Below are 13,362 nucleotides of genomic sequence, written 5' to 3' on the forward strand. Positions count from 1 at the left end.
ATGCGGTGTGTTGGATATTTTTGTGATAGTCACGGGCATTTCCTCGACTTAAAGACCAACAGCCATGGCTTTGTCGATCAGCCAGTTCAGGTTCGGGCCGCGATCGCTGTTCACTTCCACCGGGCGACCGGCGAGGCCGCTGTCCAGGGCTTCATCAGGCTGGATCAGCACGCGGATGTCAGACGACAGGTCTGCGCTTTTCAGGCTGGTACTGCTGACGATCTTGCCGGTGCGGGTCTTGTCTTCGCCGGCAACCTGGAAGCTGACCGCAGTACCCGGACGCACGTCGCGGAACTGGCGATAGGAGAAGCGGGCTTCAACGTTGGCTTCGCTGTTACGCGGCACCAGCTGGAAGATCACGTCGCCCTTGCTGGCGTACTGACCGTTGGCAACCAGTTGTTGCGCCACGGTGCAATCGCAAGGCGAGGTAAGGGTGCCGGTCATTTGTTTGCCGAACAGTTCTTCAACCTTGCCCGGTTTCAGTTGGTCTTCATCCAGATGCCCTTTGAGTACATCGAGCATGCTGGTGCTGAAGGTGGCGAGCGGGGCGCCTTTGGCGGCAATGCCGTCGGCCTTGATCAGGCTCTGCACGGTACCGTCACGCGGCATGGTGATGCTCATGCCCGGCACGCTGACCAGACCGGCCTGGGCGTGGCTGACGAAGTACATGCCGTACACCGATTTGAAAATGAAACCGAATGCCGCGACGCCGACGATGAAAACCCCCAGGCTGAAGGTCACTGCACGCAGACGACCGAACGCGGTCATGCCGTGGCCGCCATCACTGACCTTGCGCGCCTTGGTGAAGTTATCGCGCTGCAGGGTCGCCAGCATTTCACCCATGCTGACGATGTCGCCGGCCAGGTGAGAAGTGATCAGGTGACGCAGGGTGGAAATGTCTCGCGGTTCCAGGTTCTGGAACTGGCAACCGGCACGGCCGGTCTCGCGGTCGAAGGAGCGAACCTGCAGCTCCACGTCCATGGCCAGGCCGAGGTTGTCGATGACGAATTGCAGACGGGCCTTGTACACGTCACCGATCTTCAGCGGCAATTGACCGGCGTTGAACGACAGACCGCCAGCGGAAAGGTCGATAACCCGGGCTTCGACCGGAGTCCGGTCAGGGCCGAAGAAACGCAGCTTGGCCGGGATTTTCACTCGGGCGTGTTGGCGCTGGGCTTCGGATTCATGCACTACGTTGGCGTTGACGGCGGTATTCATAGGGGCGATTTCCTGGTTAATTCAATAAGGGGGCGGTCAGACCATCATCAGCAGCACGGCGACAAAAATGCTGCCGGCGGAGAAGGTCATGGTCCGAGACGACCAGGTGTTGAACCAACGTTGAAAGCTGGCGAGATCACGGGTCAGGGAAGTGGGCTGGCGAGTCCAGGATTGTTGGTCGAGGCGGAAGAACACGTAGATCTTCACCAGCGCGCCGACGATCTGGTTGTAATAGAGAATCGCCGGGTAGGCCGGGCCGATCCGGTGACCGGAGCAGGACAGCAGCAGGGTCAGGATCAGGCGGGTAATGCCGATCCACAGCAGGTACACCAGGATGAACGCGGTGCCGTACTTGAAGCTGGCGATCAGCGCCACGGTCAGGCCCAGCAGGGAGGTCCACATCGACACGCGCTGATCGAACAGCACCACGGAGGTGAACGCACCGAGGCGTTTGACCCCCAGGCCCAGGGCGCGGGAGTTCTGCCGCAGGTTGTTGCCGTACCAGCGGAACATCAGCTTGCGACTGGCCTTTATGAAGCTCTTTTCCGGCGGATGTTCGACGGTGTTGATCGCAGCGTCGGGCACGTAGAAGGTGTCGTAGCCCAGACGCATCAGGCTGAACCAGCTCGACTTGTCGTCGCCGGTAAGGAACTTGAAACGACCCAGGCGCCAGTGTTGCAGCGAGTCGCTTTCCACGTCGGCAATGAATTCCGGGTTGGTGACCACCGTGGCACGGAACACCGACATGCGCCCGGTCATGGTCAGTACGCGCTTGGACAGCGCCATCGAGCACATGTTGATGTGACGCTGGGCGAAACGCAGCTTGTGCCATTCGCTCATGATGTAGCCACCGCGCACTTCGCAGAACTCGTTGGTGGTCAGGCCGCCGACGTTGCCGAACAACTGGAACCACGGCACGGTCTTGCGCACTACGCCTTCGCCGAGCACGGTGTCGCCATCGATCACGGCCACCACGGCACGGTCGTCCGGCAAGTGGCGGGAGATGGCGCGGAAACCGTAGGCCAGGCCGTCGCGCTTGCCGGTGCCGGGAATGCGCACGAAGTCGAGTTTGACCCGGGCCGGCGGGTTCATCCGGGCCCAAAGGCTTTTCACCAGTTTCTCATCGGACATTTCCACGATCGAGCAGACCATGGTGGTCGGCAGGCCGCAGTCGATGGCTTCGCGAATCACCGAGGCGTAAACCTGTGCGGTGGTCAATGCGTCGATACGGAAGCTGGTGACCATCAAAAATACATGGGACGGGTCCGCCGCTTTACCCAGCTTGCGCACTTTGCGCCGCAGGTGCGGGTAGACCACGTACAGAAACAGCATGCCGCGCAGAAAATGCGTGGCGCCCATCGAGTAACGCCAGATCCCGATAAAACCAATCAGGAAGATGAAGTCCTTCGACTCGGAGTCGAACGTGGACGCAGGCAACGCCATGGCGATGCCCATCAATAAACTTAGGTAAAACAGCCAACCGGCGGCCTGAAGCAGGCCGTGCTTTAGCCTGTGCATAATCGGAATCCTAAAGTCAGTTGCAAGCCCCAAGCTTCAAGCTCCAAGTGAGGAGCTTTGACTTGCGGCTTGAAGCTTGAAGCTTGCGGCTGCTTTACCAGCAGATGCCTTCGGTACGCCCGGAAACGCTAGTGGCTTTGGTCATGAAACCGACCAGATCGACCACTTGCTTGCCGTGCGGAGCGTTCTGCGCCAGGGCGCGGAATTTCTCGTCACGGTTACCGAGGATGATCACGTCGGAGTTGTTGATCACGTCGTCGAAGTCGGAGTTGAGCAAGGACGAGACGTGGGGGATTTTCGACTCGATGTAATCCTTGTTCGCACCATGGACACGGGCGTATTCGACGTTGCTGTCGTAGATGCTCAGGTCGTAACCCTTGCCGATCAGCATTTCCGCCAGATCAACCAGCGGGCTTTCACGCAGATCGTCAGTGCCGGCCTTGAAGCTCAAGCCCAGCAGGGCGACTTTGCGTTTGTCGTGGCTGGAAACGATGTCGAAGGCGTTCTGCACCTGGGATTCGTTACTGCGCATCAGCGAGTTCAGCAACGGGGCTTCCACGTCCAGGGAGCCGGCGCGGTAGGTCAGGGCACGCACGTCTTTTGGCAGGCAAGAGCCGCCGAACGCAAAGCCTGGGCGCATGTAGTACTGGGACAGGTTCAGGGTTTTGTCCTGGCAGACCACTTCCATCACTTCACGACCATCAACACCGACAGCCTTGGCGATGTTGCCGATCTCGTTGGCGAAGGTGACCTTGGTGGCGTGCCACACGTTGCAGGTGTACTTGATCATCTCGGCAACAGCGATGTCCTTGCGGATGATCGGCGCGTCGAGCTCTTCGTACAGCGATTGCAGAACGTCGCCCGACGCTTTGTCGAATTCGCCGATGACGGTCATTGGCGGCAGATCGTAGTCGGCGATCGCAGTACTTTCACGCAGGAACTCAGGGTTCACTGCCACACCGAAATCAACGCCGGCTTTCTTGCCGGAGCAGTCTTCGAGGATCGGGATCACCACGTTGGCCACGGTGCCCGGCAGCACAGTGCTGCGAACCACGATGGTGTGACGGGTGGTCTTGTCACGCAGGACAAAACCGATTTCGCGGCACACGGCTTCGATGTAGTTCAGTTCCAGGTCGCCGTTCTTCTTGCTCGGCGTTCCGACGCAGATCATCGACAGGTCGGTGTCACGAATCGCCTCGGCGAAGTTGGTTGTACCGCGCAGTTTGCCAGTATCGATACCTTTGCGTAGAAGCTCGCCCAGACCCGGTTCAACAATCGGTGATTTACCGGCGTTGATCATATCGATTTTGTCTTTGGCAACATCGACGCCAACGACGTCATGGCCCCGTGCAGACAGGCAGCCAGCACAAACAGCGCCGACATAACCCAAACCAAATATGCTGATGCGCATCGCAATTACCTCTCTGTTATCAAGACTGTATTCACAAGCCATTAGATGGCTGGAGTTAAGGGTTTTAACGGTCATAGTGCACTCGAAAGTGCGGCTTACAGGCGCCACAATGCCGTGTGCGGGCATATGAAGTTTCGAGTGTGTAAATAAGTGCACTCAAGATGTGCGTAACTAGGCCTTGTTCTTATGACGCGCCCTGTAATGCATCAGGTCCTCTGGCCTGAGGACGCTGGTACAAGGATCTTGCGCGCTCAATGCCAGGCAATATGCCTGTAAATCAAGCGGTTGGGTGCTCTGGCGAGCACGTTTATAGGGGCGCTGTCATGGCCTTGTAGGGGATATTAATGGTGCATATCGCCTGTCCTGTGTGTGTGTTGCCCAAATAAGCGACTCATGATCAGAAGTTAATGTGACAACTTCGCTACGTGAATGGCTTGTCTGCGTAAGTTATCTCGTACAAGCACGACGATAATCGTTACCGATGGTATGAGCTATGCATTTGGACATAGTTCCAGTCCGCCCATCGCGAAATCTGAAATTTCTTGAAATATTGAAAAAGATGGCACTGCTCTCATATTGATGGCACGAGCAGTTTCAGCCTTTATATATAGGGGTAAAACAGAGCTCGATAGTTTTATGCCACTACCGATAAAAAATTTCAGTGCCACTACTGAAAAAAAACATCGAAGTCGAGTGAAACTAAAGTTAGCAAAAAGGGTGGTGTTTCTTTGGCGCCAATAAATCGGCTAATCGGGAGGGCGATTGTTGAACGATCTGCGTTGGGCGCTCGACGAGGTTGGTGATGTCGTGCGCCCTGTGTGTGCATTTATTCTGGGGCGTGATCGCGCAGGAAAACCAGATGGTCCGGTTTGGATTGCTCGGCGCTGTAGCGGTAACCCTGAACGTCAAATTGCTTGAGGTCGGCAGGGTTATTGATGCGCTCTTCGATGACGAAGCGGCTCATCATGCCGCGGGCTTTTTTCGCGTAGAAACTGATGATCTTGTACTGGCCGTTCTTCAGGTCCTTGAAGTCGGTATTGATGATGCGCGCGTTCAAGGCGTTGCGTTTGACGGCCGAGAAGTACTCGTTGGACGCCAGGTTCAGCAGCACGTCATCGCCCTGATCGGCCAGCGCTTCGTTCAGCCATTCGCTGATGCGCGTGCCCCAAAAGGCGTACAGGTCCTTGCCACGGGCATTCGCCAGTTTGGTGCCCATCTCCAGACGATACGGTTGCATCAGGTCCAGAGGTCGCAGCAGGCCATACAGGCCGGACAACATGCGCAGATGCTGTTGGGCGTAATCGAAATCGGCTTCGCTGAAGGTTTGTGCATTAAGGCCGGTGTACACGTCGCCTTTAAAGGCCAGCAGCGCTTGCTTGGCGTTTTCCGGCGTGAACGCGGGTGTCCAGCTCCCGAAACGTGCGGCGTTGAGCCCGCCGATCTTGTCGGAGACGTGCATCAACTCACTGATTTGCGCTGGTGTCAGATCGCGCAACTGCATGATCAGCTCTTGGGAGTGATCGAGGTACTGCGGCTGGGTAAAGCGCTGGGTCGCCGGCGGTGTTTCGTAATCGAGGGTCTTGGCGGGGGAAATCACCATCAGCATGAAGTCGTCTCCTTTAATCGTGGGCGCGATTCTAGGGGGTTGTCCGTGTTGACTCCAGCTATGGGTGTCATAGGTGATGGGTGGTGCCATGGGACAGATCGCAGCCTCGCGTTGCTCGACAGCTGCTACGGGACCGGGTTGACGTCGGAAGGTGTAGCAGCTGTCGAGCAACGCGAGGCTGCGATCTTTTGATCGTCTCGATATATAGTGCCGCGCGGGTTTTGTTATGGAGACATCCCATTGCGTATCGTTTTTCTATTCTCGGTCTGGCTGTTGAGCTTTGGCGCCATGGCGGCGCCCGGCGATGCAGCGACGCTTGATCGCAGCACCTGGCCTGAGAAGCTCAGCAGCCCGACCCTGTTCGACGTGGCGTCACGGGCCGAAATCCTCATGTTTGCGCGCGTGCTTCTGGCCAGCGAATCGCTGGATGAACCCGCTCTGGCCCAGCATCTGGGGTTGCGCAAGATCAATCTGGAAGCGGTCAATCAACTGCGCCAGCGCCTGTGGCAACGCCTGCTGACCAACTACAACTTCGCCCAGCAAAGCTGCGATCAGGATGCGTCTTTCTGCTTCCTGGTTGAAGACATGGAGACCTTGCGCGGGCAAGCGGCCAAGTTCCAGGTCAGCGACGAGAGTTACTACATCAAATGGGCCGAACCGAGCCGGTTGTTCCACGCCCAGTACCTGGACGAGCAGCTACGCAAGGCAGCCCTGTTTCCGCAGACCAGCAGCGAAGTCGATCGTTTTGGCGACTATGAGCGCAATGGCGACGGGATGCATGACCGGCTGTTTTTACTGACTTTCGACAGCGCCGCCAACATCGCTCCGGACAACACCGGTTGGGTCGCCGAGTACCTGCGCAAGTCGAACATCAGCGGCACGTTTTTCGTCCTCGGCAAGGACATTCAGACGCGCCTGGCCGAACAATCCGTGGCCAGCCTGCAAGGGGTGTACTCGCAGCAATGCATTGGCGTGCAGGGCTGGGAGTTCCGCTCCCACAGCCACTGGCAGGACTGGCAGGACTCGGTGCGACGCAGCGTCGAGCTGGTCAAAAGCAAGTTGCCGGAGAATTACGTGCCGCTGTTTCGTCCGCCCGATGGCCAACGCCGCTCCGATGCCGAAAGCTTCTTCAACGCTCAGGGCTTGCGGGTAGCGCTGTGGGACATTGATGCCCAGGACGGAGCCGGAAAGCTCAAGGGCAGCCCGAGCGCGCAACGCGTGTTGACGCTGATGCTGCTGTGGCGCCACGGCGTGATCAATTTCAATGTGAAGCAGGACGCGGTGAAAACGGCGCTGCCCTGGCTCATCACGCAAACGGCGCAAAGCGGGATCGGTTGGGAAGACTGTCAGGTGGGGTTTCGCTGAAACGCAGCTGATTGGCACAAGCGCCGTAAACATTGGGTTTTTGGCGTTTTTGGGAGGGATTTCGATGCAGGCGGACTTCCGACTTTAACGGGGTGATGGCAGTCCGCCAAGTGTTATTGGTCACTCTGAAAAATAAACTTCAAAAAAACGTCAAAGTACTTTTTTCTGTCATGGGTTTTGGAGTATTACGAAGGCAGACCGCCGAAACCTGCAACACAGGTGGCGTCTCCCAAGACCCAACTTGTGTGCAGTTCACTTGAATCCTCGCAGGTGAATTCGGTGGCCACTTCGAGGCGCAGCACTGTCATGGTATTGCGTCGACTGGCTCCCACAAAGGTGACCGAGTATGGATGATCACGGACGTAGTTCTTCCTCCAACCAGCCAATCCTTTATGTACTCGATACCAACGTATTGATTCACGATCCAAACGCCCTGCTTAACTTCGAAGAACACCACGTAGCTATCCCGATGACCGTGCTTGAAGAGCTGGACAAGCTCAAGAGCGGGCATCACAGCGTGGCTGCGGAATGCCGTCAGGCGATTCGCCTGATCGACAAGACGCTGGGCGATGCCAGTCCTGAAGATGTAGAGCTGGGGGTTCCGATCCAGCGGGGCAAAAGTGGGCCGAAGGGTTTGCTGTCAATTCTGATGAGCAAACGCGCCGAACCGAACATCATTCTTCCCGAACACCTGAACGACAACATCATCATCAATCAGTTGATTGATCTGCACGCGCGCGAACCCAAGTTGCCCGTTGTGCTGGTCACCAAAGACATCAACATGCGCCTCAAGGCTCGCGCTTGCGGGATCGCGGCCGAGGACTACAGCACAGACCAACTGGTCGACGACGTTTCATTGCTGCCCAACGGTTACCACAACATGACCGGCTCCTTCTGGGACCGTGTGAGCAAGGTCGAAACCCGTCAGGACCACGGCCGCACGTGGCACGAGGTGCAACTGATCGACAACCTTCCGGCGGTGCATGTCAATGAGTTCATCATTGATGAACAGGGGTTTGTCGGCTGGATCAAGGAAATTTCAGAAGACCGATTGCTGATCCTGGATCTGCATCAGGAACCGCTGCTGCACCAGGAAGCCTGGGGGCTGAAACCCCGTGACATCTATCAGAGCCTGGCGCTGTTTGCCTTGCTGGACCCGGATATTCACCTGGTCAACCTGACCGGTGCGGCCGGCTCGGGTAAAACCATCCTGGCCCTGGCGGCGGCGATCGAGCAGACCATGGTCAGCAAACGCTACCGCCGGATCATCGCCACCCGCAGCGTACAGGGCCTGGACCAGGAGATCGGCTTCCTGCCCGGTACCGAAGCAGAAAAAATGGAGCCTTGGCTGGGCGCCATCACCGACAACCTCGAAGCCTTGCACATGGATGACGAAAACACCCATGGCAGCGTCGACTACATCCTCAGCAAAGTGCCGTTGCAGTTCAAATCCCTCAACTACATCAGAGGTCGCAGCTTCCAGCAGAGTCTGATTTTGATCGATGAATGCCAGAACCTGACACCGCACCAGATGAAAACCATCATCACCCGTGCCGGTGCCGGTTCCAAAGTGGTGTGCCTGGGCAACCTGGCGCAGATCGACACCCCTTACCTGTCCGCGACCAGCTCCGGGCTGACGTACCTGACCGAACGCTTCAAAGACTTCCCCAACGGTGTGCACATCACCCTGCAAGGGGTGCCTCGCTCGATTCTGGCTGAATACGCAGAGTCTCACCTCTGAGCTGCAAGCTTTAAGCTGCAAGCCGCAAGTTTCAAGCGAACCAAGTGAACTTCACTTGCCGCTTGTAGCTTGCGGCGTTCGGCTGCTTAAATACTCCCTTCCCAAACCTGCAACCGGACTGCGCTTTTCACTTGCCGCTTGTAGCTTGCCGCTTGCAGCTGCCTCAAGGAGGCCTCGTGCTGACTCATCTCGATTCCCAAGGTCGCGCCAACATGGTCGACGTTACCGAAAAAACCGTGACGTTCCGTGAGGCGACGGCCCAAGCGCTGGTGCGCATGCTGCCCGACACCCTGCAGATGATCGTCAGTGGCGGTCACCCGAAGGGGGATGTGTTCGCCGTTGCGCGTATCGCCGGCATTCAAGCGGCGAAGAAAACCAGCGATCTGATTCCTCTGTGCCATCCGCTGATGCTGACGGGTGTCAAGGTCGAGCTCAGTGCCGAAGGTGATGACACCGTGCGCATCGTCGCGCGCTGCAAGTTGTCCGGGCAGACCGGTGTCGAGATGGAAGCGCTGACCGCCGCCAGCGTGGCGGCACTGACGATCTACGACATGTGCAAGGCCGTGGATCGCGGGATGACCATCGAAAGCGTGCGGTTGCTGGAGAAGGTCGGGGGCAAGAGCGGGCATTTCCAGGCGGATCAATCATGAACGTCACCGTAAAGTTTTTCGCCCGTTACCGTGAAGCGCTCGGCGTGGACTCGGTCAAGGTTGAAGGTGATTTCGCCACGGTCGACGACGTGCGCGCGCTGCTGGCTCAGCGCGACGGAGCCGATGTGTTGAGCGAGCAGAACCTGATGTGCGCCCGCAATGAAGACCTTTGCCAGCTCGACGAACCGGTCAGCGATGGCGATGAAGTCGCGTTCTTCCCGACCGTGACCGGGGGCTGACCCATGGCGCTTCGCGTGCAGTCCGCGGCATTCGATCCCGGTGCTGAAGTCAACGCCATGCACGCCGCCAATGTGGGCGTGGGCGCGGTGGTGAGTTTTGTCGGCTACGTGCGTGACTTTAATGACGGTCTTGATGTGGCCGGGATGTTTCTTGAGCATTACCCGGGCATGACCGAGAAGGCTCTGGGCAAGATCGCCCTGGAGGCCGAGCAGCGCTGGCCGCTGTTGAAGCTGGAAGTTCTGCACCGCATTGGCGCCCTGGAACCGGGAGAACCGATCGTCTTCGTCGGCGCCGCCAGCGCCCACCGTCAGGCGGCTTTCGACGCCTGCGCCTTTGTCATGGACTACCTGAAAACCCGCGCGCCGTTCTGGAAGAAAGAAGTCACCAGTGATGGTCCGCGTTGGGTTGAGGGGCGTGACAGTGATCATGCGGCGGCGGATCGCTGGAAGAAGTAGTTGCTGCAGTGCCCTCAAGTCAGTCATCGCGAGCAGGCTCGCTCCCACAGTAGGTCTCCATGAACACAATATTTGTGTTCGACAAAGATCCCCTGTGGGAGCCAGCCTGCTGGCGATGGGGCTATTCGCTTCACCCAATAACCAACTGACTCACCGCCCGACCATCGACCGGGCATGATCCCGCTTGCCCGATTGACGGGTAATACATAAAAGTCCAGTATGGAATTACAAGTACAAAAAACCTGTTCACCGTTTCAGCTCTTCCTTCTGTCTTGCCAAACCAACAACAACCCGCGAGAGAACGAACATGAAGAAATTCCCCCTCATCACCGGTCTGGCCCTGAGCCTGTTGGCGTGCAGCAGCGTGTTTGCCGCCGAAAAAGCGCTGCGCATCGGTATCGAGGCGGCTTACCCGCCGTTTGCTTCCAAAACCGACCAGGGCAAGATTGTCGGTTTCGACTACGACATCGGCAATGCCCTGTGCGCGCAGATGAAGGTCGAGTGTGTGTGGGTCGAAGGCGAATTCGATGGACTGATTCCTTCCCTTAAAGTGAAGAAAATCGACATGGCCCTGTCGTCCATGACCATCAACGAAGACCGCAAGAAGTCGGTGGATTTCTCCCACAAGTACTATTTCACCTCATCGCGTCTGGTGATGAAGGACGGCGCGGTGGTCGATGACCAGTACGCCAGCCTCAAAGGCAAAACCGTAGGCGTGCAGCGCGCCACCACCACCGACCGTTACGCCACTGAGGTTTTCGAACCCAAGGGCGTCAACGTCAAGCGCTACAGCAACAACGAAGAAATCTACATGGACCTGGCTGCCGGTCGCCTCGATGCGATTTTTGCCGACACCATTCCGTTGAATGACTTCTTGTCGATGCCGCGCGGCAAGGGCTACGCGTTTGTCGGGCCGGAGTTGAAGGACCCGAAATACGTGGGCGAGGGCGCCGGGATTGCGGTGCGCAAGGGCAATGCTGAATTGGTCGGCCAGCTGAACTCGGCCATTGATGGCATTCGTGCCAATGGCGAATATCAGAAAATCTCGGACAAGTACTTCAAGTCAGACATCTACGGCGATTGATAAATCGCCTTCGCCGGCAAGCCGGTCTCGCTCCCACATTTGATCTCCGCATGACGCAGATTCAGTGTGGGAGCGAGCCTGCTCGCGAAGAGGCCAGATCAAGCAACACAAACTTCCGAACCTAGCCCTTCAATTCCTTCAAATGCTTGTAAACCGTCGCCCGTCCCATGTTCAGCACATTGGCCACATAGTTCGACGCGCTCTTGCCCTTGAAAGCGCCTTCGGCATGCAGCGCCAGCACCAGTTCGCGTTTGTGATCGCGTGTCAGCAGGTTCAGGCTCAGTTGACGTTCACGCAGCCAGGCGTGCAGGAAGGTGTTGATCCGCTCCTGCCAGTCATCACGAAACAGTGAGTCCGGTTGCGGAATCAGTTTGCTCGGCGACAGGAACAGGTCGAGCGCCGCTTTGGCATTTTCGAACAACGAAATGTTCAGGTTGACGCACAGGAGGGCCAGCGGATGACCTCCGCTGTCGCGCAATACCGTGCTCAAGCTGCGAATCTTCTGACCATCCCAATTGAGCTTTTCGTACGGCCCAATGTTGGTTTCGCTGACATCGTCGCTGAGCATGTCCTCCAGCGCGGCGTCATCGCCGATTTCCCGTTTCGACAGGTTGTTGGCGATGTAGTCGATCTTTTGCGTGCGCAGGTCGTGCAGCACCACCTCGGCATGGGGGAAGAACAGCGTGGCGATGGCATCGGCAATCGCTCGGTAGTTGTCCAGCGCCGGGTCTTTTTCAGGTGCGTTCATACAGTGGAACTCCAGGCAGCGTCAGCGCCCCGCAAAAGGGGCGCTGGAAGTTTGCCGTAATCGTGTGGGCACGTCACCTGACCAGTCGATCAGCCCAGGCGGGCGGGGGAGAGCATGCCGGCGTCCAGCCCGAATCGCGTGAGCTGCTCGGGCAAGTTTTCACCGCGTACCAGCGCAGCACTGGCCTGGCCCATGGCCGGCGATGTCTGGATGCCATAGCCCCCTTGCGCCGCGACCCAGAACAGGCCGGGCACCTGCGGATCGAAGCCGGACAGTAAATCACCGTCGCTGACAAAGCTGCGCAACCCGGCCCAGGTTCGTGTCGGGCGGCGGATGGTCAGGGTGGTGGCTTCTTCGATCTGGTAAATGCCCATGGCAATGTCCAGTTCTTCTGGCTGTACGTCGTGCGGATCCACCGGGTCGGCGTTGGCCGGTGAGCCGAGGAACATGCCGGCGTCGGGTTTCATGTAGAACGATTCGTCGAGGCTGACCAGCATTGGCCAGTGATGGATATCCACGCCCTCAGGGCCGGCGAAGATGAAAGCCGCGCGGCGTTTCGGTTGCAGGCCCAGCGGCCGGGCGCCGGCCAGTGCACCGATTTTGTCCGCCCAGGCACCGGCGGCGTTGATGATGATGGGGGCGCTGAAGGTCTGGCCGTTGGTGGTTACGTGCCACACACCCTCGGCATCGCGGGTCAGGCCGAGCACTTCTGCGTCGGTGACGACTTCACCTTTGTTGCGACGGATACCGCGCAAATAACCCTGGTGCAGGGCATCGGTGTCGATGTCACTGGCGGTCGGGTCATAGATCGCGCCATGGACTTTTTCCCTGCGCAGGATCGGCATGTGGGCGCAGGCTTCGTCGGCGCTGAGTAGTTGCATCTCGGGCACCGTGGCTTTGGCGCTGAGGTACTGATTGTTCAACTCGGTGGGGTCGCCGGTGAAGTCCACGGTCATCTCGCCGCGTGGCGTCAGCAACGGGTGTTCGCAGAAACCGGCGGGCGGAGCGTCGAAGAAGTCGCGACTGGCCTGGGTCAACGCTCGAACCTGAGGTGTGCCATAAGCAGCGGTGTACAGCGCGGCGGAGCGGCCGGTGGAGTGATAGGCCGGATGCGATTCGCGTTCGAGCACAATCACCCTGGCCTGCTGCGACAGCCAGAAACCGGTGGAAGCCCCGGCAATCCCGCCGCCGATGATGATGAAGTCTGCCTGGCTCATGAACGTCTCCTGATGGGGCGCAAATGCCGTTGATATAGAGGAACCCTGTGGGAGCCGGGCTTGCCCGCGATAGCATCACCGCAGTCTGCCTGACGGAGCGAGGCACCTG

The 13,362-nt window shown here is 58.2% G+C and carries 12 protein-coding genes; 6 read left to right on the forward strand and 6 right to left on the reverse strand.

Going from position 1 to position 13,362, the window contains the following annotated elements; translation table 11 throughout:
• Positions 1-48: 48 nt before the first annotated feature.
• The 4 genes from J2Y56_RS04965 to yaaA all read right to left on the reverse strand — a co-directional run bounded on the left by J2Y56_RS04965 (position 49) and on the right by yaaA (position 5,753).
• On the reverse strand, positions 49-1,218 hold the full coding sequence (locus J2Y56_RS04965; RefSeq protein WP_007942266.1) for an alginate biosynthesis protein Alg44: 1,170 nt from the start codon (positions 1,216-1,218) through the stop codon (positions 49-51).
• A gap of 36 nt (positions 1,219-1,254) precedes the next feature.
• A complete protein-coding gene (gene alg8, locus J2Y56_RS04970; RefSeq protein ID WP_007942267.1) occupies positions 1,255-2,736 on the reverse strand; it encodes a mannuronan synthase in 1,482 nt (493 codons plus the stop codon).
• 94 nt (positions 2,737-2,830) lie between these two features.
• A complete protein-coding gene (locus tag J2Y56_RS04975; protein WP_007942268.1) occupies positions 2,831-4,147 on the reverse strand; it encodes a nucleotide sugar dehydrogenase in 1,317 nt (438 codons plus the stop codon).
• An 826-nt stretch (positions 4,148-4,973) separates the two neighbouring features.
• A complete protein-coding gene (gene yaaA, locus J2Y56_RS04980; RefSeq protein ID WP_007942270.1) occupies positions 4,974-5,753 on the reverse strand; it encodes a peroxide stress protein YaaA in 780 nt (259 codons plus the stop codon).
• 240 nt (positions 5,754-5,993) lie between these two features.
• Between yaaA and J2Y56_RS04985 the strand changes: the two genes are divergently transcribed.
• The 6 genes from J2Y56_RS04985 (at position 5,994) to J2Y56_RS05010 (ending at position 11,288) form a co-directional block, all read left to right on the forward strand.
• Positions 5,994-7,118: a polysaccharide deacetylase family protein gene (locus tag J2Y56_RS04985; protein ID WP_310348994.1), complete on the forward strand. Its 1,125-nt coding sequence runs from the start codon at positions 5,994-5,996 to the stop codon at positions 7,116-7,118.
• 346 nt (positions 7,119-7,464) lie between these two features.
• On the forward strand, positions 7,465-8,859 hold the full coding sequence (locus tag J2Y56_RS04990) for a PhoH family protein (protein ID WP_007942274.1): 1,395 nt from the start codon (positions 7,465-7,467) through the stop codon (positions 8,857-8,859).
• A gap of 176 nt (positions 8,860-9,035) precedes the next feature.
• Positions 9,036-9,509: a cyclic pyranopterin monophosphate synthase MoaC gene (gene moaC, locus J2Y56_RS04995; protein ID WP_007942277.1), complete on the forward strand. Its 474-nt coding sequence runs from the start codon at positions 9,036-9,038 to the stop codon at positions 9,507-9,509.
• On the forward strand, positions 9,506-9,748 hold the full coding sequence (gene moaD, locus J2Y56_RS05000; RefSeq protein WP_149628750.1) for a molybdopterin converting factor subunit 1: 243 nt from the start codon (positions 9,506-9,508) through the stop codon (positions 9,746-9,748). Before moaC ends, moaD begins: the two co-directional genes overlap by 4 nt.
• A gap of 3 nt (positions 9,749-9,751) precedes the next feature.
• Complete coding sequence (gene moaE / locus J2Y56_RS05005) at positions 9,752-10,204, forward strand: molybdopterin synthase catalytic subunit MoaE (RefSeq protein WP_310348996.1); 453 nt, start codon at positions 9,752-9,754, stop codon at positions 10,202-10,204.
• A 307-nt stretch (positions 10,205-10,511) separates the two neighbouring features.
• Positions 10,512-11,288 carry an ABC transporter substrate-binding protein gene (locus tag J2Y56_RS05010; RefSeq protein WP_310348997.1) on the forward strand — a complete coding sequence of 259 codons (777 nt, stop codon included), beginning with the start codon at positions 10,512-10,514 and terminating at the stop codon, positions 11,286-11,288.
• 121 nt (positions 11,289-11,409) lie between these two features.
• Here J2Y56_RS05010 and J2Y56_RS05015 read toward each other — a convergent pair whose 3' ends face one another.
• Positions 11,410-12,036: a transcriptional regulator gene (locus J2Y56_RS05015; RefSeq protein WP_007944813.1), complete on the reverse strand. Its 627-nt coding sequence runs from the start codon at positions 12,034-12,036 to the stop codon at positions 11,410-11,412.
• A gap of 89 nt (positions 12,037-12,125) precedes the next feature.
• Positions 12,126-13,253: an FAD-binding oxidoreductase gene (locus J2Y56_RS05020; protein ID WP_007944814.1), complete on the reverse strand. Its 1,128-nt coding sequence runs from the start codon at positions 13,251-13,253 to the stop codon at positions 12,126-12,128.
• Positions 13,254-13,362 lie beyond the last annotated feature (109 nt).

Source organism: Pseudomonas sp. BE134 (assembly GCF_031456105.1).
Taxonomy (GTDB): Bacteria; Pseudomonadota; Gammaproteobacteria; order Pseudomonadales; family Pseudomonadaceae; genus Aquipseudomonas.